At 61.9% G+C, this 21502-nt stretch carries 19 protein-coding genes and 1 pseudogene; 12 read left to right on the top strand and 8 right to left on the bottom strand.

Annotation, left to right across the window (positions count from 1 at the left end; translation table 11 throughout):
- Window positions 1–28: 28 nt before the first annotated feature.
- From JAB6_RS13725 to JAB6_RS13715, 3 genes are all read right to left on the bottom strand, one after another.
- Window positions 29–742 (bottom strand): glycine-rich domain-containing protein-like, encoded by a 714-nt coding sequence (locus tag JAB6_RS13725; RefSeq protein WP_070303274.1) that lies wholly within the window; start codon window positions 740–742, stop codon window positions 29–31.
- Window positions 743–930: 188 nt separating this feature from the next.
- Window positions 931–2778 carry a CHASE domain-containing protein gene (locus JAB6_RS13720; RefSeq protein WP_254671612.1) on the bottom strand — a complete coding sequence of 616 codons (1848 nt, stop codon included), beginning with the start codon at window positions 2776–2778 and terminating at the stop codon, window positions 931–933.
- Window positions 2779–2977: 199 nt separating this feature from the next.
- Window positions 2978–4744 (bottom strand): glutamine--tRNA ligase/YqeY domain fusion protein, encoded by a 1767-nt coding sequence (locus JAB6_RS13715; RefSeq protein ID WP_070303273.1) that lies wholly within the window; start codon window positions 4742–4744, stop codon window positions 2978–2980.
- Between the two features lie 161 nt (window positions 4745–4905).
- Here JAB6_RS13715 and JAB6_RS13710 point away from each other — a divergent pair, with 161 nt between their 5' ends.
- The 4 genes from JAB6_RS13710 to JAB6_RS13695 all read left to right on the top strand — a co-directional run bounded on the left by JAB6_RS13710 (window position 4906) and on the right by JAB6_RS13695 (window position 7475).
- Window positions 4906–5199 (top strand): DnaJ domain-containing protein, encoded by a 294-nt coding sequence (locus JAB6_RS13710; RefSeq protein ID WP_010395442.1) that lies wholly within the window; start codon window positions 4906–4908, stop codon window positions 5197–5199.
- A gap of 93 nt (window positions 5200–5292) precedes the next feature.
- Entirely contained in the window at window positions 5293–5805 is a 513-nt protein-coding gene (locus tag JAB6_RS13705; RefSeq protein WP_034759931.1) for a hypothetical protein, read from the top strand.
- Window positions 5795–6583, top strand: coding sequence for a hypothetical protein (locus JAB6_RS13700; RefSeq protein ID WP_034759928.1), 789 nt, complete (start codon window positions 5795–5797; stop codon window positions 6581–6583). The genes JAB6_RS13705 and JAB6_RS13700 overlap by 11 nt, the downstream gene beginning before the upstream one ends.
- Before the next feature lie 19 nt (window positions 6584–6602).
- Complete coding sequence (locus JAB6_RS13695; protein ID WP_034759925.1) at window positions 6603–7475, top strand: hypothetical protein; 873 nt, start codon at window positions 6603–6605, stop codon at window positions 7473–7475.
- A 57-nt stretch (window positions 7476–7532) separates the two neighbouring features.
- Here JAB6_RS13695 and JAB6_RS13690 read toward each other — a convergent pair whose 3' ends face one another.
- Entirely contained in the window at window positions 7533–8435 is a 903-nt protein-coding gene (locus JAB6_RS13690) for a LysR substrate-binding domain-containing protein (RefSeq protein WP_070303272.1), read from the bottom strand.
- Between the two features lie 103 nt (window positions 8436–8538).
- Here JAB6_RS13690 and JAB6_RS13685 point away from each other — a divergent pair, with 103 nt between their 5' ends.
- Window positions 8539–9813 carry an MFS transporter gene (locus JAB6_RS13685; RefSeq protein ID WP_070303271.1) on the top strand — a complete coding sequence of 425 codons (1275 nt, stop codon included), beginning with the start codon at window positions 8539–8541 and terminating at the stop codon, window positions 9811–9813.
- A gap of 4 nt (window positions 9814–9817) precedes the next feature.
- Here the strand turns inward: JAB6_RS13685 and JAB6_RS13680 are convergent, their stop codons facing one another.
- Window positions 9818–10468 (bottom strand): hypothetical protein, encoded by a 651-nt coding sequence (locus JAB6_RS13680; RefSeq protein WP_070303270.1) that lies wholly within the window; start codon window positions 10466–10468, stop codon window positions 9818–9820.
- A gap of 164 nt (window positions 10469–10632) precedes the next feature.
- On the opposite strand from JAB6_RS13680, the gene JAB6_RS13675 reads away from it, so the two are divergent.
- Window positions 10633–10959: a hypothetical protein gene (locus JAB6_RS13675; RefSeq protein ID WP_034759909.1), complete on the top strand. Its 327-nt coding sequence runs from the start codon at window positions 10633–10635 to the stop codon at window positions 10957–10959.
- 29 nt (window positions 10960–10988) lie between these two features.
- Here the strand turns inward: JAB6_RS13675 and JAB6_RS13670 are convergent, their stop codons facing one another.
- Both JAB6_RS13670 and JAB6_RS13665 read right to left on the bottom strand, forming a co-directional pair.
- The gene (locus JAB6_RS13670) at window positions 10989–11879 is read right to left on the bottom strand and encodes a LytTR family DNA-binding domain-containing protein (RefSeq protein WP_070303269.1); all 891 of its coding nucleotides are present in this window, start codon (window positions 11877–11879) and stop codon (window positions 10989–10991) included.
- The gene (locus JAB6_RS13665; protein ID WP_070303268.1) at window positions 11876–12991 is read right to left on the bottom strand and encodes a sensor histidine kinase; all 1116 of its coding nucleotides are present in this window, start codon (window positions 12989–12991) and stop codon (window positions 11876–11878) included. Before JAB6_RS13665 ends, JAB6_RS13670 begins: the two co-directional genes overlap by 4 nt.
- A gap of 197 nt (window positions 12992–13188) precedes the next feature.
- On the opposite strand from JAB6_RS13665, the gene ugpQ reads away from it, so the two are divergent.
- Entirely contained in the window at window positions 13189–13932 is a 744-nt protein-coding gene (ugpQ, locus tag JAB6_RS13660) for a glycerophosphodiester phosphodiesterase (RefSeq protein ID WP_070303267.1), read from the top strand.
- Between the two features lie 103 nt (window positions 13933–14035).
- On the opposite strand, the gene JAB6_RS13655 is transcribed toward ugpQ, so the two are convergent.
- Entirely contained in the window at window positions 14036–16093 is a 2058-nt protein-coding gene (locus tag JAB6_RS13655) for a TonB-dependent receptor (RefSeq protein ID WP_070303266.1), read from the bottom strand.
- A gap of 157 nt (window positions 16094–16250) precedes the next feature.
- On the opposite strand from JAB6_RS13655, the gene JAB6_RS13650 reads away from it, so the two are divergent.
- From JAB6_RS13650 to JAB6_RS13630, 5 genes and pseudogenes are all read left to right on the top strand, one after another.
- Window positions 16251–16706 carry a Fur family transcriptional regulator gene (locus JAB6_RS13650; protein WP_034759891.1) on the top strand — a complete coding sequence of 152 codons (456 nt, stop codon included), beginning with the start codon at window positions 16251–16253 and terminating at the stop codon, window positions 16704–16706.
- Window positions 16707–16827: 121 nt separating this feature from the next.
- Window positions 16828–19440: an alanine--tRNA ligase gene (alaS, locus tag JAB6_RS13645; protein ID WP_070303265.1), complete on the top strand. Its 2613-nt coding sequence runs from the start codon at window positions 16828–16830 to the stop codon at window positions 19438–19440.
- Window positions 19441–19677: 237 nt separating this feature from the next.
- On the top strand, window positions 19678–19905 hold the full coding sequence (locus tag JAB6_RS13640) for a sulfurtransferase TusA family protein (protein WP_010395510.1): 228 nt from the start codon (window positions 19678–19680) through the stop codon (window positions 19903–19905).
- A gap of 243 nt (window positions 19906–20148) precedes the next feature.
- Window positions 20149–20898, top strand: coding sequence for an electron transfer flavoprotein subunit beta/FixA family protein (locus JAB6_RS13635; protein ID WP_034759884.1), 750 nt, complete (start codon window positions 20149–20151; stop codon window positions 20896–20898).
- Window positions 20899–20979: 81 nt separating this feature from the next.
- Window positions 20980–21502: pseudogene (locus JAB6_RS13630) on the top strand (electron transfer flavoprotein subunit alpha/FixB family protein); the annotation flags it as partial.

Here is a 21502-nt window from a genome sequence, read left to right as displayed (position 1 = left end):
GCGGCAGCCACATCTGTTTTCCGCTTTTCTATTGCGGGTCGCGGTTCAATACCGGACGATCGACATAGAAGCGCCCCATTTCCAGGCCAGTCGAAGACGACTTGACCACCGCTGCGGTAAGTGAGGCAGGCGCGCTGGAAAATGCGGTGCTGGCAGCCCCGGTCGCGCGGCCCGAATACGCCGTCGCCTGCACCGCCGCACTGGAAAACGCCGTTTGCACAGCCCGGCCCGAGTAGGCCGTTGCCTGTACCGCCGCACTGGAAAATGCTGTTTGGACAGCCCGTCCCGAATACGCAGCCTGCACAGCCCGCCCCGAATACGCCGCCTGTACGGCGCGACCCGAATACGCCGTCTCCGTGCGGATATAATCTTCTCCGAACGTTTGCTCATATAGCTGCTTCATGCGCTCGCCCACGCGATGGTGCGCCGCTTCGTCGTCTTCGCCGCGCAAGCCGATGTAGGGGAAGTGATGGAGGAAGTAACCAAACACCTGTTCGCAGTCGGCCGCATATTTCAGGGTGTCGAGAATGTGGTAGTGCCAGAAGGTATCGACGTCCATCAGTGGCGCCGTTTCTTCTTCCGGAAACTGTTTCATCAGGATCAGGAAGCGGCGGTATTCGAATTCCACCGCATTCGCCTTTTCCAGGCTCCATCCTTCGCCTGACTCGCGGTGCATCAGCTTGACCTTGATCGCGTCCAAATTCAAATCGGCAATTGCCTTGAAACTGTCGTTCGTATCCATGAATGTCCTTTTGTAAAGAGCGTTGTGGGAAATACGGTGAAACAAGGGAAAGCGGCGGGTGCGTACTCCTGGCAAGTAGTCGAGGAATGCCTGGCCCATGGCGGGCGGGCGCTGAGTTGTTCCACATTAATATTGCATCTAATTACGAAATATGCAAGCTGAGCTTGCTTCATGCGGGCGCGCGCCTGTCAATTGCTGGCCCGGCTTTCTTCCTGGTAGGGAAATGCGGTGGCGTCCGCGCCCAGCGGTACGCTGACGTGCACGCTCATGCCGGCGCCGGGACTGCTTTCGATGTAAAAAGTGCCGCCTAGCAACTTAATGCGCTCCTCGATGCCCACCAGGCCAAACGAGCCCAGCTTGTTGCGCCCGTCGATGGCAGCGCCCACGCCGTTGTCGCTGATGCTCATCGATACCGTATCGCGGCACTTTTCCAGCTTGACTTGCACGCGGCTGGCATGGGCATGCTGGGAAATGTTGCTGAGCGACTCTTGCAGGATGCGGAACAGGGCCGTCGCGCACTGGTCGCTGAGGCAAATGTCGTCATGGCTTTCGCTCACTTCGCAGGCGATGCCCGTGCGCTGGCGAAATTGCGCCACCTGCCATTCGACGGCCGCATTCACGCCCAGGTCCAGTACGGTAGGGCGCAAGTCGTTGATGATCTGCCGCACGCTCTTGATGGTGGCGTCGATCTGTTCCAGGGTCGAGCGGGCGCGGGCATTCAGGCGCGGGTGGCGGCGATGCGTGCGCGAGGCCAGCATGTCTGCGTCGATGCGCAGCACCAGCAGGTTCTGTCCCAGGTCGTCATGGATTTCGCGCGCGATGCGCTTGCGCTCTTCTTCCTTGATCTGGTCGGCATGGGCCGCCAAGCGGCGCAGTTTCTGGTGCGACAGCTGCAGACGGATCTGACTGGCGCGCAATTCCTCCGTCATGCCGTTCGCCATCTGGATGGCGCGCCGGCGCGACGATGCCAGAGTGTGGAACAGCATGTACAGCAACATGGTGCTGGCAAAGCCTATCAGCAGGGCCAGCCAGGGCAAAAAGGCGTCGAAGCGCGTATACAGGTCGCTCTTGCGCACGCTGAACAGTGCTTGCCACACGCGGCTATTATGTTCGATCAGCATCGTGCTGCTCAGGTAGCGGCCGGAATTGCCGGGCAGCCACCATGGCGCATGCATGCCTGCCGTCGTGCTGTCGAAGATGGGGCGCATGTCGTGCGGTAAGTCTAGCGGTGCGCGCGCCTGCGGGCCGATATCGAACAGGGTCAGGCGGACGTTGCGTACCGGCATGTCCGCCAGCGCGCTGCGCATCATCGTCACCAGGTCGTAGCCGATGCCGACGGAACCCTGGTACGCCGCGCGCCGCTGCTCCACCGTATCGACCGGCATGCCAAAACGGTACACGGGCAGGCGCATGGCCATGCCCGTCAATTGGGGGCGGCCTTGCATCGGCACGGGCACGCCGGAATTGCTGATGTGGCCAGAATCGCGCGACTGCGCCAGCATTTCGGCGATCAGGGGGCGCGAGGCGATGTCATAGCCATATTTTTCAGGGGCGCTGGCAATCGGTTCGATATACACCAGCACGGAATAGTGCGCGCGCGGGGCGGGCGGATGGATGGCAAACGCCGGATAGCCGTCGCGCCCGGGCGGATAGTCGCGCTGCATGGCCGCTTCGACGGCGGCGCGCTGCGTCTCGTCCAGTTCCTGGCTGTAATTGAGGTTCATCACGCCCGGATAGTTCTGTTGCAGCGCGATGTTCGCCACGTAGCGGTGGAATTGCTCACGGCTCACGTGTTCGTTGGCGTGGAACAGGCTGGCCGTGCCGCGCAGCAGGTTGGCATACGACTTGACGCGCGATTCGATGTTTTTCTGGGTATTGCGGGCCAGATTGTTGAATAGCTCGCTGGCATCGTTTTCGATCGACAGCGAGGCGGCCATATAGAACAGCAGGCCCACCATCGTCGACATCACGAAGCCGAGCAGCCACTGCGGCCTTTTTTCAGCAGATAAGGGGTGTTCGCCGGCAGTAGAAGACATCGCCATCCGCATCAGGAAGAGGAATCGGGTGCCGCCTGGGCGGCGGAGGCTAGGCTGCGTTGTACAAGCACTATTAAAATTGCAAATTGCTCAATAGCTGCTTAATATACAAAATTATCGTTATTATAGTCAACAAGCAATATTTCTCGTTGAAACGAAAAAAAACCGCCGAAGCGGTTTTTTCGTGTGCCGTCAGCCTTTATTTGGCGGGCTGCCAGCTGTCTTTCAGGGTGACGATACGGTTGAAGACGGGCTTGCCAGGCTGGCTGTCGACGCGGTCGGCCGCGAAATAGCCGTGGCGCTCGAACTGGAAGCGTTCTTCCGGCTGGGCCAGTTCCGCACCCGGTTCCAGCCACGCTTGCACCACTTCCTTGGCCAGCGGATTCAGGGCCAGCTTGAAGTCCTTGCCGCCCGCATCGGGCTGCGGGTCCGTAAACAGGCGGTCGTACAGGCGTACTTCGGCGGCAATCGCCGTCGGCGCGCTGACCCAGTGCATATTGCCCTTGACCTTGTAGTTGGAGCTGCCTTCCGTGCCCGACTTGCTGTCCGGGAAGTAGGTGCAATGCACGGCGATGACCTTGCCGTTGTCATCCTTGTCGTAGCCCGTGCACTCGATCACGTAGCCGTAGCGCAGGCGCACGCGGCTGCCCGGCTTGTCGTCGATCGGCGGATACAGACGGAAATAGCCCTTGTTCGGCACTTCCATGAAGTCGTCTTCCTCGATCCACAGCTCGCGCGAGATGGGGAAGGTGCGCAAGCCGCGCTCGGGGAAGTGCGGGTGCACGGGCGCCGTGCATTCCACGCTTTCGCCTTCGGGGAAATTGTCGATGATCAGTTTCAAAGGACGCAGCACGGCTACCGAGCGCGGAGCTTTCGGGTCCAGGTCTTCGCGCAAACAGCCTTCGAGCACGCTGTAGTCGATCCAGCCGTCCGATTTCGTCACGCCCGTGCGTTCGCACATCAGCTGGATCGCTTCCGGCGTGTAGCCGCGGCGGCGCATGCCCACCAGGGTCGGCATGCGCGGGTCGTCCCAGCCGTCGACGATGTTTTCTTCCACCAGCTGGCGCAGCTTGCGCTTGCTGGTGACGATGTACGTCAGGTTCAGGCGCGAGAATTCGTACTGGTGCGGCACGGGCTTGGCGAAGAAGCCGCCGGCCGACAGCGTTTCCAGCAGCCAGTCGTAGAACGGGCGGTGATCCTGGAATTCCAGGGTGCAGATCGAATGCGTGATGTTTTCCAGCGCGTCCGAGATCGGGTGCGTGTAGTCGTACATCGGATAGATGCACCAGGCGTCGCCCGTGCGGTGGTGGTGCGCATGGCGAATGCGGTAGATGGCCGGGTCGCGCAAGTTCATGTTCGGCGAACTCATGGCATCTTCGCTCATCTTCGCGCGCAGGATGTGCTCGCCGTCCTTGAATTCGCCCGCTTTCATGGCGCGGAACAGGGCCAGCGATTCGTCGCGCGGACGGTCGCGGAACGGCGAATTCTTGCCGGCCTGGCCGAAATTGCCGCGGTTGGCGGCCATGTCTTCGGCGCTCTGGCTGTCGACGTAGGCAAAGCCGGCCGTGATCAGGTACTCGGCCATCGCGTACAGCTGGTCGAAATAGTCGCTCGCGTAGTGCAGGTGGCTCTGGCCATCGGCCTGCTTCGGCTCCCAGTCAAAGCCCAGCCATTTCACGCTGTCCATGATGGTGTCGACGTATTCCTGCTCTTCCTTGGCCGGATTGGTGTCGTCGAAGCGCAGGTTGCACTGGCCGGCGTAATCGCGCGCCAGGCCGAAGTTGACGCAGATCGACTTGGCGTGGCCCACGTGCAGGTAGCCGTTCGGCTCCGGCGGGAAACGCGTGATCACCTGGGGCAGGCCGGGACGCACGTGGGCGCCGGCAGCCAGGTCGGCTTCGATGATGTTACGCAAGAAATTGGGCGCCAGCGCTGGCGCGGCGGTATTCAGTTTATCGTTGCTCATTGATCAATGCGGAAGAGTGACAGTAAAAAGCATTTTACCGTACCGCAAGCGCTTTATAAGCACGTATTTACCCCCATTTCCCGGCATGCAAGCGACGCCGACGCCGTTCTATAGGATAATTCGCCTTTAATTAGTAGAAAAACGTGACCCCGGAGCCTTTTATGGAAAATTTATATAACGTCCTCGGTGTCGCGCCCAATGCCAGCGACGATGAAATCAAGAAGGTTTACCGTTCGCTGGCCATGCGCTTCCACCCCGACCGCAACCAGGCCCCCGGCGCCGAGGCGCGCTTCAAGAGCGTCACCAAGGCGTATGAAATCTTGGCCGACCCGGCCAAGCGCGCCGAATACGACCAGAGCGTGAACCACCGCATCATCATCGATCCGGAAGCGGAAGCGTATGCGCTGTGGTGCGGCGTGTTTCGTTTACATGGCACAGTATTACCTGCCGACTAAAACGATGCGGCCCGCATCAGCCGGCCCGAATTACTTGAAAACAACAACAACGGCGCTTTTATCAGCGCCGCGCATTACATTGGAAAGCACAGCATGAGAAGAGTACACCCTGAATTCGCGTACCAGTCGCGCGAGCTGGAAGGTCAGATCGAAGGCATCCTCGGCGACCCGCCGAACCGCAAGAATTACAAGAGCATGGTCGATGCATTGGTCGGCGAATACGCGAGCGGCGGCGGCATCGAAGACGTGAACATGCTGGCCTTCGCGCTGGTCGACCACATCACCTTCAGCGACCCGAAAGGCTTGCTGGCCGAAAGCGAAGACTACGAGTTCGGCGACCCGGCCCGCGTGTTTTCCATGGCCGCCTGCGCCGCGCCGGAAGCGGCGAAGATGTACGCCGCCATCGAAGAGAGCTTCCCCGACCTGGCGCGCCAGGCCATCATCACGGCTTTCCTGCACAAGAATCCGCGCCTGTGGGACGACGACGACCAGTCGCTCGACCAGCTGGCCGCCAATGACGACGGCGACGACGATCACGACGAAGACGAAGCCACCGACGATTTCGCCCAGATGTTTGACCAGGATGGAGATGACCATGGCCGATAACACGGAACAAAAGAGCAATCTTCCCGCGCTGACGAAACAGGTCACGGAATTGGTGCTGTCCGGTTCGCTGGGCCACGCCGAGCAGGCGTTTGCCGACGCGGCCGACCTGTACGGCGACCTGGCCGTGGTGGAAGTGCTGAGCGCGATCCCGCCACAGGTAACGGCGCTGCACCTGGCTGGCTTTGACGGCGGCAAGATGTCGCTGGCAACCCTGCTGGTGCCGCCGAAGGCGTGGGCCGACAGCCTGGCCTTCATCGCCGCCACCTGGAGCGACGACCAGATCGAGGACGATCCGGAACGCATCGCCGAAGCCCTGTTCGCGCACATCCACGGCGTGGTGTTTTCCACCGACGACGCCGAGCGCCGCCGCGAGCTGCTGCTCGAAGCGTCCGCCACCGACTGGGGCGCCACGGCGTTCGCCATCCTGTTCTCGATGGCACCGAAGGAAATCCTCGAAGTGGCGGGCGAGATCGTCATCAAGGGACCGTACGTGACGGGCGTTACCTCGTCCGACAACGACGTCGTGCCGCTGGCCATCGAGCTGGCGCAAGCGAATGAAGACGGCTGGGACCGCTCGCTGTTCGAACTGTTCCCCGACTTCCGCCACAGCGCCGACCTGGCCGACGCGGAATACTCGGACGACCCGGACGAAGAACCGACCATGTTGCAGCGGAGCACCAAGGAATTGCTGTACCGCTTGCGCAAGCAAGTGCCGAGCACGCGCAGCGCGCCGCGCTCCAGCACGCGCCGCAGCCTGGGCACGGGCATTTTCTCGTAATGAAAGCAGGGAACGTCTAATGCTGCCAGCAATTGTTGTAGAGAATCTTCCGCGCCTCGTGCGCGCCATCAAACTGTTGCCGGGCGACCCGCGCGAGGACGCGGCCCTGAACCTGGCCGACGAATTGACGGGTATTACGGCGATGGTGGCCGAGAAATTCACGAATGAACGGACGGCCGACGGCATCCAGAAAGCGTTGTACCTGACGGTGGGTGGCGTGTCCCTGGGCCTGGAACAGGCCGTCACGCATGAAGGCGACCAGGCCGCGCTCGATTTCCTCGTCGAGCACGGCGCCGAGCACGCGTTCCAGGTGGGCTTTCGTCTGATCAAGGAATTGTCGCAGCTGCCCGAAGACGCCCTCGTCGGCGAATACGACCAGGATCCCGTTTACCTGCAGCGGCGCCTGCGCGAGCTGTTCATCGATATTTGCCAGGCCGACCCGAACCAGAACTGGGCCGGCTATGAAAAGTATGCAGTGCAGTTACAACAGCGCAAGGAAGTGCAAGCCGTCGTGCGCCTGGCAAGCTGGCTGCGCCGCCACCATGACAACGGCCCGGTCAGCGACAGCGACTTGAATGCCGAGGGCGTCATCGCCCTGGCCATTATCTTCGCCATCGAAGGCGGCGGGCGCATCATCGCGCGCACGGGTCAAAAGGAGTTTGAACGCTTTGTGCGTTCCGTGCGCAAGAACAAGCCCGATTTCGAGGAGGGCTGGGCCGCCCTGGTGGCCAAGGTGCCTGTCCAGCACCACCCGGTGCTGCTCGACCGTATAGAGTCGTACCGCCGCAGCTGCACCGTCGTGCATAAAATCCTCACGCGGGCCAGCATGAAGAGCCTGTTCGAGGACCTGGAAAATTATGCGGGTTCGGAACTAGACGCCGATTATTCGTGACCGCTGGTGTCGGATTACGCCCTACGGGCTAATCCGACCTACGCCGACCTCATCGGCCTATTCTTTCTCTTCCATGGCCGCTTCCTCGGCCAGTTTCACGAACGCCGCCACCAGCGGCGACGTCTCTTCTTCTCTTTGCGCCAGTAACAGGCTGGTGGTCGCCTGCGGGTCGGCGATGGGGCGGTAGCACACGCCATCCATGCGGATGCGGTCGAACGAAGAGGGCAGCACGGAAATGCCGCAGCCGGCCGCCACCAGGCCGATGATGGTCGACGCCTCGCCCGCTTCCTGCGCCACCTGGGGCACGAAGCCGGCCGCCTTGCACAGGCGGAAGATCTGCGGATAAATCCCCGTGCCCGCATCTTTCGGGTACATGACAAAGCCTTCGCCCGCCATATCGGCAATGGCAATCGCGTCCTTGGCCGCCAGCGCGTGGTCGACGGGCAAGACGAGGAACAGCGGATCCTGGCGCAGTTGCGTCAGCTTGATATCGGATGGATATGTCGTTTCCGGCGGGCGCACGAAGCCCAGATCCATCGTCCTGCCCGAGATCGCTTCCAGTTGATGCAAAGTCGCCATTTCGTGCAGGGTCAAGGTGACGTGCGGGAACTGCTGGCGGTAGCGGTTGATGACGGTGGCGAAATACGGCGTGAACGGCGTGGAAAAGGTAAAGCCGATGCGCAATTCGCCCGCTTCGCCCCGCTGGGCCCGGCGCGCCGTGACAGCCGCCTGCTCCGACAGGGCCAGGATGCGCCGCGCATCGTCGAGAAAGAGGCGGCCTGCTTCCGTCAGGCGCACTGAGCGCTTGTTGCGCTCGAACAACTGCGCACCCAATTCCGCTTCCAGCGCCTGGATTTGCTGGCTCAGCGGCGGCTGCCCGATGTGCAGGCGCTCGGCCGCGCGCGTGAAGTGCAGCTCTTCGGCGACGGCGACAAAGTAACGGAGGTGGCGCAGTTCCATGTTCAGTAATCGTTTTAAAGTATGAGTTGGGCCTTGAATATATATTGGACGATATGAGTTGGCAATCCTAAGATGAAGACTCGCTCCTCTTTGAAACACGGCCATGTCTGATTCATCGCTTGCTTTTGCCCCCGCTGCCTCATCCGCCATTCCAGTTTCCGCTCCCGCTCCCCGCACGGCCATCGCCAAGGGTTCCATCGAATTCAAGCGCAGCAACCGCGCCCTGTTCTTTGGCGGCTTTTCCACCTTCAGCTTGCTGTACTGCATCCAGCCCCTGTTCCCCTTGCTGTCGCACCAGTTCCATCTGACGCCGGCGCAAAGCAGCTGGTCGCTCTCCGTGTCGAGCGGCTTGCTGGCCATCTCGCTGGTGCTGCTGAGCGCCGTGTCGGACCGTGTCGGCCGCAAACCGCTGATGGTGGCATCGATGTTTTCCGCCGCGATACTCACGATTTTGTCCGCCTTCGCGCAGGATTATGCGCAGCTGCTGGCCATCCGCGCGGCGCTCGGCATTGCCCTGGGCGGCATGCCGGCCGTGGCCATGGCTTACCTGGGCGAGGAAATCGAGGGCCCATCCCTGGGCCTGTCGATGGGGCTGTATATTGCCGGCAGCGCGTTTGGCGGCATGTCGGGAAGGCTGGTGGCGTCCATGCTCAGCGATTTCCTGTCGTGGCGCTGGGCTCTGGGCGTGCTGGGCGTGGCCGGCGTGCTGGCGGCGGCGGAATTCTGGCGCAGCCTGCCCGCATCGAAAAATTTCGTGCCCAGTACAAAAGGCTGGAACGCCTTGCCGCACGCCATCCGCCAGCATTTTTCCGACCGGGGCTTGCCGTGGCTGTTTTGCCTCGCCTTCGTGCTGATGGGCTGTTTCGTCAGCCTGTATAACTATATCGGCTACCGCCTGCTGGCCGCGCCATTTGGCTTGCGCCAGAGCACGGTCGGCTTGCTGGCCTTTTTGTATCTGATCGGCATTTTCAGCTCCGTCTGGGCGGGGCGCCTGGTGGACCGCCTGGGGCGCCGGGGGGTGCTGTGGATCATGCTGTTGCTGATGCTGTCCGGCATTTTATTGACGCTGTTCGACTCGCTGCCGCTGATCGTCATCGGCATGGCGCTGGCCACCTTCGGCTTCTTTGCCTCGCACTCGATCGCCAGCAGCTGGGTCAGCCGCCGCGCGCGCGCGCCACAGGCGCTGGCCTCGGCCTTCTACTTGCTGTTCTACTACCTGGGTTCGAGCCTGATCGGTTCCGCCTCGGGCATGATGTGGGGCTTCGACGGCTGGACGGGCGTGGTCATCATGCTGGGCCTGTGCCTCGGTGGCGGCGTGCTGATCGCCTTGCGTCTGCGCCATCTGCAGCCGCTGGGGGCGCGCGAAGCGGTGGGCTGAGCCGCTACTTGGGACACATGCCGATCATCGTTTCCCCACTCTTGCCGGCGCGCATGGTCACGCACAAGGTGCCCAGCGCGCTGGTGATCTTGTAGGTGCGGCTGCCTTTGGCCTCGTTCGCGCCGATTTCCTCGATCTTTGACGCCTCGTACCATTTCGGCGGCACGGCCGCGTAGGCTTCGGCAAAGCCCTGCTGCATGCGCTTGTAGCCCGTGTCGTCGAATTTCTCCCCACCCCGTTGCGGGAATTCTTTGCGTAAATCCTTGTCGATCTTGCCCACGTCGCGCTTGGCTTGCGCCAGGATATCGGCCGCGCTCGGTGGCGGGACGAGCATGATCGCTTCCGGCGTTACTGGCGTTGGCGGCTGCTCGATGGCGGGAGCGGGCAGGGGGCGGCTGACGGGAACTGGCATTGGCAGGCGCGGCACTATTGCTGCCGCTGGTTTTGGGCCGAACGGTGCGGGTACGGGCTTGGGCGGCGCCGGGGCGGTGTGGCGCAGCCAAGTGATGGCCGGGCCCTGCGGCAGGTTCTCGTCCGTGACGGCGTGGGGCCGCGACTGCAAGACGATATACGCGAAGCCCAGGTGCAGCAGGACGATCAGCAGCAGGCCGGGAGCGCGGCGGGGTAGGGGCGGCAACGAGATCATGGGCGGCATGGGGGTTCAGGTACGCCAATGTATCTGAAGGATTTGATCATTATCTAAAATGTCACAAGCGCTTACAAAAAAGTGCCGCATGGAAATTTCGACCTTGTCGCGGCCAGCGGGGAACCCTGTGCCGGCTTGACGATCCAACTCCCTACACTGTGGGAGGACACATCATGATGCAGGTAAAGGAAGTGGCACGGCGCTTTGGCGCCATCGAACACGCGATCGGCCAGGCGGCCCAGCTGTGCGGCCAGCAGCAGGGCATGCCGATGGACTTGAAGGATTGCATCAACCAGCTGGACCAGCAAAAGAGCGCCGTGCGGCAAGCCATCGACACGCAAGACGATGCGCGCATCCGGCAAGCAGTCGATCAGATGGAATCGCTGGGCGACCGCGCCAAGCGGGCGTGCGGCACGGCGACCAGCGTGACGCCGGAAATGAAGAGCGCCGTGCTCAAGGTGCACGATGAGTTGTCTGACTTGAAGCACCAGATGCACTAGGCATTGGCTCTTGCGCGTCTTGTCTTGTCTTACATCTGGCGGAACAGATGCGCATATAAAGGGCTGACGCGCAGTTGCGCGGGGTGCTGGCGCAGGGTCAGCGACAGCTTGCCGGCTTCGTCACGCACGGCCGTGGCGATGGCGCTGGCGTTGACGATGGTGCCCCGGTGGATTTGCCAGAATTGTTGCGGGTCCAGCTGGGGCAGCAGCTCCTTCAGGCTCGTGCGTATCAGCGCTTCGCTGTCCTGGCACACGACATTGATGTATTTGTCCAGCGCTTCAAAATAGACGATGTCGGCCAAGGCAATCATGCGCACGCTGTTGCCCACGGCCGCCCGTATCATCTGCAGGCGCGGCGCGGGTGGCAGCATGGCTTGCAGCTGGCTTAGCAGGCGGGCCATGTTGTCGTCGCTGGCGGTTCCGGCTGCCAGCGCTGCCGTGGCGGTCGTCGCTGGCGCTGAGGCTGCTGCTGTTGCTGTTACTGCAGCGTTGCCGCTGCCGTTGCCAACGCCTTTGCCAACGCTGCTGTCGCGCAAGCGCTGCTGCAAACGTTCCACCGTCTTGCCCAGACGCGCATCGTTGACGGGTTTCAAGACATAGTCGGCGGCCGCATGCTCGAAGGCGGCCAGCGCGTATTCGTCGTAGGCGGTCACAAACACGATGTGGGGGAACGCGATGCCGTCCGGCCATTGCTCTGCCAGTTCTTCGGCCGCTTCCAGGCCCGTCTTGCCTGGCATTTTGATGTCGAGAAACAGAATGTCGGGCTGCAGCGCCAGGCCTTGCCGCAAGGCTTCCACGCCGTTGGGGCAGGTGGCAACGATGTCGAGTTCCGGCCACAGCCGCTGCAAGGCGTGCGTGAGGGCGGCGGCGAGTATCGGTTCGTCTTCGGCGATCAGGGCGCGCGGGGTGGGGCTGGTCATGGCGTGGGGCTCGCGGTGGTGGAGTGAATCGGTAATTGAAGGCGGGCGATGACGCCTGCCGGCGTATTGGCGTCCAGTGACAGGCTGGCGGTATCGCCATGCATGCCGCGCAGGCGTTCGCGGATATTCGCCACGCCCAGCTGCGTGCCCTTGGTCTGGCCCGGATGGTCGAGGCCCAGGCCGTCGTCGCTGACGGTGAGTAGCAGCACGCCGCCATCCGTGGACGCCTGCACGTGAATGTGGCCGCCTTCGATCTTTGGTTCCAGGCCATGCTGGATGGCGTTTTCCACCAGCGGCTGCAACAGCATGGGCGGCACCTTGATTTGGCGCAAGGCGTCGGGCAAGTCCAGCGTAAAGCGCAGGCGCGCGCCCATGCGTATCGACATCAGGCCCAGGTAGGCTTGCATCAGGGAAAACTCCTGCTCCAGGGTGGTGGACTCGGCGCGCGAGGAAGAGAGGGTGGCGCGCAAGTACTGGATCAGCTGGTCGAGCAGCAACTGGGCACGGTCCGGGTCAAAGCTGATCAGACCCTGCAGGTTGGCCAGGGTATTGAACAGCATGTGCGGTTCGATCTGCGCCTGCAGCAATTGCAGTTGCGCCTGCATGGCCTGGCGCGCCACGGATTCGGCGCGGGCTTTTTCCTCGGCAGCCGCCATTTGCAGGCGCGCAATCTTTTCGCGGCTGGAGAAAAACAGCACGGCGCCGCCCGTGGCCAGCAGGGTGAATACGAGCGTGCCCATCATTTGCGTGGGCAGCAGGTTTTCGAAGCCGCCCACGTCCACGCCCGTCAGCCAGCCGAACAGGAGCAAACCCAGCATTTGCGCCACGGGCACGGACAGCAGGATGATGAGCATGAAGGGCAGGAATCTGGGCCGCTGGCCTGCGCCCCATAACGTCAGGCGCATGCCATCGATCAGCAGGAAGGCGATCGTGCCGATGCACATCGAGGCGATCAGGTTTTGCCCAAAATGGCTGCCCGGATTGAGCATGAATGTAATGACCAGCGCGCAGATCACGTTCAGCACCACCGCATAGCGCGCGTCGAGCAGCATGCGGTAGTAGGGGAAGCGGCGCCTGGCGGGGGCATCTGCGAAAGGGACGTCGGATTTCATGGAAGTGTCTGCTGGTAACGATGGGGCATTGTGTGCCAGCGCAGGCCGGCGCGCAACCGGGCTGCGACGAAACGGGGCTGGCGGGGTGCCAATCGCCGCGGCGGGCCGTCAAACGGCGGCCGCTTTACTTTTCAGCATTGGCACGCGATAGTATGGCAAGACAGTCTTGCCTCCATAGAATTGCTTAAAGGAATCCCATGTGGCCTTATCCACGCACCCTCGCGCACCGCGGCGGCGGCACCCTGGCGCCTGAAAACACCGTGGCCGCCCTGCGCTGCGGCCTGGCCTACGGCTACCGCGCTGTGGAATTCGACGTCATGCTGGCGTCTGATGGCGTACCCGTCGTCGTGCACGATCCCGAACTGGGCCGCACCGTGGCCGGCAGCGGGCATATCAACGATTACACGGCCGCGCAGTTGGGGACGATGGAGGCGGGCGCCTGGTTTGGCGCCGAATTCGCCGGCGAAGGCGTGCCCACGTTCGATGCCGTGGTGGGGTATTGCAAGGCCCAGCGTATCTGGATGAATATCGAAATCAAGCCGGCACCCGGCTTCGATACGCAGACAGGGACAGCCGTGGCGCGGGCCACACGAAGCTATTTTGCAGAGGAAGTCGCGGCTGGCGAATTGCTGCCGCTGCTGTCGTCGTTCAGCATCGCTGCATTGGAAGCGGCGCGCCAGGCGGCCCCGGAATTGGCGCGCGGCTGGCTGGTCGAACAGATACCTTCTGATTGGGCGAAAAAGGCAAAGGAACTGGACGTGGTGGCCATCCATTGCGACCACCAGCAACTGACGCCGGAACTGGCGCGAGAGGTCAAGGAGGCGGGATACGGGCTGTTCTGTTACACCGTCAACACTCCCGAACGGGCCAGCGAATTGCTGGCTTGGGGCGTGGATGGGTTTTGTACGGACAGGATAGATATTATTCCATCCATGGCGTAGGTCGGATTAGGCGCGCAGCGCCGTAATCCGACAACATTGTTGGCGCTGCTGGTGTTGTCGGCTTACGCGCTTGCGCGCTAAGCCGACCTACGTTTCAAACAGCTTAGAACGTTACACGCATGCCGACCGTCAAGTTGCGCCCCGTCAAAGGCGCCGCATTCTTGATGAACGAAGTATGGCTGTACGCCAGTTCATTCGTCAGGTTGTTCGCCTTGATGTAGAACTGGGCTGGCGTCGTGCCGATGCGCGTGTCGTAGTTGGCGGAGAGGTTCAGCATGTTGTAGCCCGGTGTTGCCGTTTCGAACGCGGCCACTTTATCCTGCTTGCCCACGCGGTAGAACTCGGCCACGCCGCTCCACGCTTGCCAGTTGGCGTCGAACTTCACGCCGAGGCGCTGGGCCGGGATGCGCGGCAAGTTGCCACCACCGTCGGCCAGCTTGGCCCGCACGTAGTCGCCGAATACGCTGGCGCCGAACATGGGGTTCAACTGCTGGCGGATCTGGCCTTCCACGCCCGTAAATGTGGCGTCGCGCTGGGCGTACTGGATCAGCTGGAAGCCTTCGTGGTTGTCCAGGGTGGAGCCGAAGATGTAGTTATCGACCTTGTTGCGGTAGGCGCTGGCCGAGAACGTCGTGGCACCCGCATATTTGCGCAAGGTCAAGTCGATATTGTTCGACGTTTCCTTGCCCAGGTTTTCATTGCCCAGCTCATATGTGGCCGTGGCCATGTGCACGCCGTGCGCATACAGTTCCTCGGCGCTGGGCAAACGGTGCGTGCGCGAAATGGTCGAGCCGAGCGAATACTGGGGCGCGAATTTCCACACGGCACCCAGCGAGACCGACGTGCCCTTGGCGCTGCGGTCTTGCAAGGTGGCGCTGTCGACCGTGATGTCTTGCCATTCGTGGCGCAAGCCCGCTTCGAAGCGCCATTGGTCGAGTTTGTATTCCTCGACCAGGAAAGCTGCGTGCTTCTTCGTGACTGTCGGCGCCACGTACGCTTCTTCGCCCAGGGCGGAGAAATCGCGCTTCGACGTTTGCAGGCCGACCACGCCGCGCCAGCCGAAGACGGGATGGTGTTCCATTTCCAGGCGTGCGTCGTGGCCCTTGTTCTTGAAGGTGGTGGCGATTTCCGTGCCTTCGATTTCATCGTGCTTGTAATCGGTGAACGAAGCGCGCAGGCGCAGCTTGGCGAAGCCCGGTACGGGGTCGCGCAATTCGCCGCGCACGTCCCAGCGTTCGCTCTTCAGTTTCACGTAGGGAACGGCACCATCTTCGTGGTCGTGGTCATGTTCCTCTTCATCACCGTGATCGTGGCCTTCGTGGCCGCCGCAATGCAGGTGCGTGCCGTGCGGGTGGCAGCTTTCGAATTCGTGGTTGTGGCCGGGCAAGCCGTATTCCGCATGCTGGCTGGTGAAGGCCAGGCCCAGGAAGCCGCGCTCGCCCACCCACGACACGCCCACGCTGCCCGTGTCCGTCTTGTTGTAGCTGCCGGCCACTTTCGAACCGCCTTCCCAGCCGCTGCCGACCTTGTATTCTTTTGCGTCGCGCTTGACGCCTTCCGCGTGGAAGGCGATGTTGCCGGAGCCGCCAGTCACTTCAAAGGCGCCCGCCTTTTCGCGCGCGGCGGAGTTGGCGCGCACTTCCGCGCTGCCTTCAAAACCTTTTGCGGGCACGCGCGTCGGGATTTTCTTGTCGATCACGTTGACGACGCCGCCGACGGCACCGCCGCCATAGGCCAGCGCGGACGGGCCGCGCAAGACTTCAATCTGTTCCGACAGCATCGGTTCGGCCGCGACGGCATGGTCGGGGCTGATGGTCGACGCATCCTGCACTTCGGCGCCATCGGACAGCACCTTGACGCGCGGGCCATCCATGCCGCGGATGATGGGACGGCTGGCGCCGGCGCCGAAATGGCTGGACGTGATGCCGGGCTGGCCGGCCAGGGTTTCGCCGAGGGTCGCCGCCCTTGCCAGCACCAGTGCCTCGCCTTCGAGTACGGTAACGGGCGTGCTCATGTCGTCGCTGCCCAGGGCCAGCGCGCTGGCCGAGACGGTCACAGCGGGCAAGGTTGTCGCCTGCTGCGCCAGTGCGCTGGCGGGAGCGGCAAAGGCCAGCATGATGGCCAGCGCGAGGGGAGTGGGTTGGTGAGGACGGACGGACATGGGCAAAAGTTCCTTATTCGCTATCGGTATTGGCAGGGTTGGGGCAGCGCGTGACAGGTAAATGCCTGCCCTAAGTTGATAATGATAACCCATTATCATTACTGTGTGACAGTTTTTCCGGACAGTAGATACAGGTGGATGGTGTATTCTGTCGGCTATGGAACGCACAACACGTCAAAAAACCGCTATTCAAGCCGCCATCGAGTCGGCCCAGCGCCCCTTGTCGGCGCAGGAAATCCTCGAACAGGCCAGCTTGCAAGTGACGCAGCTGGGCATCGCCACCGTTTACCGCAACTTGAAGTCCCTGGTGCTGGAAGAAAAGGTGCACGTGGTGACCTTGCCGGGCGAAAACCCGCGCTACGAGTCGAACACGGCGGCCAATCACCACCACCACCATTTCCAGTGCACCACGTGCCAGCGCGTGTTCGACGTGCATGATTGCCCGGGCGACTTGAAACGCATGGCACCGCAAGGCTTTGTCGTCGAGCGCCACGAACTGACCCTGTACGGCCGCTGCGCCGACTGCAATGCCGCCGCGGGCGTCACGGGGGCCGCGGCCGCCAAGGCCAAGCCCGCGCCACACGCCTGCGCCAGCCACCACGACCCGGCCTGAGCGGGCGGGGCGGCATGCGTGGGCAGGCTTGCAACAATGCTGGCTGCCCGGCGCCAATTCCCGTACCTAGATCACGTATAATCTTCCCTTTAAAGCTGCCGCCACTCTTTGCCAAAAAAACATGAAATCAACTGAAATCCGCGACAAGTTCCTCAAATTTTTCGAGTCCAAGGGCCATTCCATCGTCCGTTCCAGCTCCCTGGTGCCAGGCAACGATCCGACCTTGCTGTTGACGAACAGCGGCATGGTGCAATTCAAGGATGTGTTTACAGGCACGGACAGCCGTCCCTACACGCGCGCCACCTCGGTGCAGCGCTGCGTGCGCGCCGGCGGCAAGCACAACGATCTGGAAAACGTCGGCTACACGGCGCGCCACCATACTTTCTTTGAAATGCTGGGCAACTTCAGCTTCGGCGACTATTTCAAGCGCGATGCAATCCAGTACGCGTGGGAACTGCTGACCAAGGTCTATGGCTTGCCGGCTGACAAGCTGACCGTCACCGTGTACATCGAAGATGACGAAGCCTACGATATCTGGGCGAAAGAAATCGGCGTGCCTGTCGAGCGCATCATCCGCATCGGCGACAACAAGGGTTCGCGTTACGCATCGGACAATTTCTGGCAGATGGCAGACACGGGCCCATGCGGTCCGTGCACGGAGATCTTCTACGACCACGGCGCCGACATTCCTGGCGGCCCACCGGGTTCGCCTGACGAAGACGGCGACCGCTTCATTGAAATCTGGAACCTCGTGTTCATGCAGTTCAACCGCGACGAAGCGGGCGTCATGCACAAGCTGCCGAAGCCTTGCGTCGACACGGGCATGGGCATGGAGCGCCTGGCCGCTGTGCTGCAGCACGTGCATTCGAACTATGAAATCGATCTGTTCCAGCATCTGATCCGCGCCGCCGCGCGCGAAACGGGCGCCACGGACCTGGAAAACAAGTCGCTGCGCGTGATCGCCGACCACATCCGCGCCGCCGCCTTCATGATCGTCGACGGCATCATCCCGGGCAGCGAAGGCCGCGCGTATGTTCTGCGCCGCATCATCCGCCGCGCCTTGCGCCATGGCCACAAGCTGGGCCAGACGAAACCGTTCTTCTACAAGCTGGTGGCCGATCTGGCCATCGAGATGGGCGGCGCCTATCCCGAGCTGGAAGAAGCGAAAGACAACGTCGCCAATATGCTCAAAGCCGAGGAAGAGCGTTTCGGCGAAACCCTGGAAACGGGCATGAAAGTGCTGGAAGCGCAGTTGGCCAAGGATGCCACGGGCATCGACGGCGCCACCGCTTTTACCTTGTACGAAACCTACGGCTTCCCGCCGGACTTGACGGCCGACATCTGCCGCGAACGCAATATCACGTTCGACCAGGCCGGCTACGACGCGGCCCTGAAGGAAAGCCAGGAACTGTCGCGCAAGGGCGGCAAGACGCACAAGGACAGCAAGGTCGAGTACACGGGCGAGAAAAATAAATTCGTCGGCTACGATCAATTGACGTTCAGCGGCAAGGTCGTCGCGCTGTACGCGGCCGGTACGCAGGTAGCTGAACTGAAAGCTGGCCAGGAAGGCATCGTCGTGCTCGACACGACGCCGTTCTACGCGGAATCGGGCGGCCAGGTGGGCGACCAGGGCGTGATCGCCTCGGGCGCCGGCAGCTTTGCCGTCAGCGATACCCTGAAAATCCAGGCGGACGTGTTCGGCCACCACGGCGTGCTCGAATCGGGCGTGCTGAAAGTGGGCGACGCCGTCTCGGCGCAAGTCGATACGGCCAAGCGCGCACGCACGATCCGCAACCACTCGGCCACGCACTTGATGCACAAGGCCTTGCGCGAAGTGCTGGGCAGCCACGTGGCGCAAAAGGGTTCGCTGGTTGACCCGGACAAGACCCGTTTCGACTTCAGCCACAATGCGCCGATGACGGCCGAGCAGATCGCCGCCGTGGAAACCATCGTCAATAAAGAGATCCTGGAAAACCGCGCCACGCAAGCCCACTTGATGTCGTTTGACGATGCCGTCAAGCATGGTGCGATGGCCCTGTTCGGCGAGAAATACGGCGATGAAGTGCGCGTGCTCGACATCGGCAGCTCGAAAGAGCTGTGCGGCGGCGTCCACGTGCAGCGCACGGGCGACATCGGCCTGTTCAAGATCATCGGCGAAAGCGGCGTTGCCGCCGGTATCCGCCGCGTGGAAGCCGTGACGGGCGAGGGCGCGCTGGCGCTGGTGCAAACCATCAACCGCCGCCTGGTCGAAGCGGCCAACGCCCTGAAGGCGCAGCCGGAAGAACTGACTGCCCGCATCGGCCAGGTGCAGGACCACGTGAAGGCGCTGGAGAAGGAACTGGCCGCGCTGAAATCGAAACTGGCCTCGGGCCAGGGCGATGAACTGGTCACGCAAGCCGTCGACGTCAACGGCATCAAGGTGCTGGCGGCCGTGCTGGACGGCGCCGACGTGGCCCGCTTGCGCGAAACCATGGACAAGCTGAAGGACAAGCTGAAAACGGCCGCCATCGTGCTGGCCAGCGTGGCGGACGGCAAGGTCAGCCTGATCGCCGGCGTGACGGCGGACGCGACTTCCAAGGTCAAAGCGGGCGAGCTGGTGAACTTCGTTGCACAGCAAGTGGGCGGAAAAGGCGGCGGACGCCCCGATATGGCGCAGGCTGGCGGTACCGATCCGAGCGGTCTGGCGAACGCCCTGGCTGGCGTGCCGGCCTGGGTCGGCGAGCGCGTGAAATAAAGCGTAAGCTAGCAGGCATGCGGGGTTTTCGCCCCACAGCCCCTTGAAAACGGCCCGCAGACGGTGTTTGCGGGCCGTTTTGCCGTGTGGAATCTCGTTGTGACACCACAACAGCCGATGAACTATTTTGGTGCAGCGCGTCAATGCCCCTGATTTAGAGTAGTATGTCGAAAATCAGTACAACAAAACAATGGTGGGATATTGATGATGAGCGACACACTACTTGATACCGAGATTATGGAATTTCACAAAGAACTCGACGCGCGGGGCTTGAATTGCCCGTTGCCGATTCTGAAGGCGAAAAAGGCTTTGTCAGAGCTGCAGAGCGGGGAAGTGCTGCGCATCATGGCAACCGATCCCGGTTCCGTGCGCGACTTCCAGGCCTTCGCCAAGCAAACGGGCAATGCCCTGCTGTCGCATGTGCAGACGGGTACCGAATTCGTCTTCCTGATGCAACGCAAATAATTCTGCCAGCCGGGGCCGCCGTGGCGCGGCCTGGTTTTCCTTCCCGAGCCAGCCCTTTTGCTGCCCTGCAGCGTAGCGGCGGATACCCCTGAAATCCCCGAAGCTGGACAGTTTAGATGGATTGCTCTAACAAAAAATCGCACGATCGTGCTTAAATTCGGTTCAAGATTCAAATTTCTCTTATAATCGAACGCACAATCAGCACTTGATCCGTCATTTTTATAATTTCCCAAAGGCATAGCTATGAAAGTCTTGGTACCCGTCAAACGCGTGGTCGACTATAACGTCAAAGTCCGCGTCAAGAGTGACGGCACTGGCGTCGATACCGCCAACGTCAAAATGTCGATGAACCCTTTCGATGAGATCGCGCTGGAAGAAGCGATGCGCCTGAAAGAAGCTGGCAAGGTCACTGAAGTGGTCGCCATCTCCTGCGGCGTGACGCAGTGCCAGGAAACCCTGCGCACGGCCATGGCCATCGGCGCCGACCGCGGCATCCTGGTGGAAACGACGACCGAACTGGAACCGCTGGCCGTGGCCAAGCTGGTGAAATCCCTGGCCGAGAAAGAACAGCCGCAACTGATCATCCTGGGCAAGCAAGCGATCGATGACGACAGCAACCAGACCGGCCAGATGCTGGCTGCGCTGCTGGGTTGGCCGCAAGCCACGTTCGCTTCGAAAGTCGTGCTGGAAGACGGCAAAGTCACCGTCACCCGCGAAGTCGACGGCGGCCTGGAAACCCTGGCATTGACCTTGCCAGCGATCATCACCACCGACCTGCGTTTGAACGAGCCACGCTATGTGACCTTGCCGAACATCATGAAGGCAAAGAAAAAGCCGCTCGAGACCGTCAAGCCGGAAGACCTGGGCGTCGACGTTGCGCCACGCCTGAAGACCCTGAAAGTTGTCGAGCCAGCCAAGCGCTCGGCCGGCATCAAGGTCCCGGACGTCGCTACCCTGGTCGCCAAGCTGCGTACCGAAGCCAAGGTTATCTGAGCGGTTTGCCGCCAAAACATAAAATCTGGGGTCAGACCCGCCGGGTCTGACCCCGGCACTTGCTAACTATTAGGAATAATCATGGTCGCATTAGTTATTGCTGAACACGACAACGCTACCTTAAAGGGCAGCACCCACCACACCGTGACCGCGGCTGCCCAGTGCGGCGGCGACGTGCACGTACTGGTCGCAGGTTCGAACGCATCGGCCGCTGCCGCTGCCGCCGCGCAAATCGCCGGCGTGACGAAAGTCATCGTGGCCGACGCGCCGTACTTTGCCGACGGCCTGGCCGAAAACGTGGCCGAGCAAGTGCTGGCCATCGCAGGCAACTACAGCCACATCCTGGCGCCAGCCACCGCCTACGGCAAGAACATCCTGCCGCGCGTGGCCGCCAAGCTGGACGTGGCGCAAATCTCGGAAATCACCAAGGTCGATTCCCCTGACACCTTCGAGCGCCCGATCTACGCCGGTAACGCGATTGCTACCGTGCAATCTGGCGACAAGATCAAGGTCATCACCGTGCGCACCACCGGTTTCGACGCCGCTGCCGCCACCGGCGGTTCGGCTGCCACGGACAACCACTCCGCCCGCTCAACAGCCGCCA

Origin of the sequence: Janthinobacterium sp. HH104 (assembly GCF_001758715.1) — a bacterium.
Lineage (GTDB): Bacteria > Pseudomonadota > Gammaproteobacteria > Burkholderiales > Burkholderiaceae_D > Janthinobacterium > Janthinobacterium aestuarii.
Note: the sequence above shows the minus strand (reverse complement) of the source record. Positions and strands in the feature narration are given on the sequence as shown.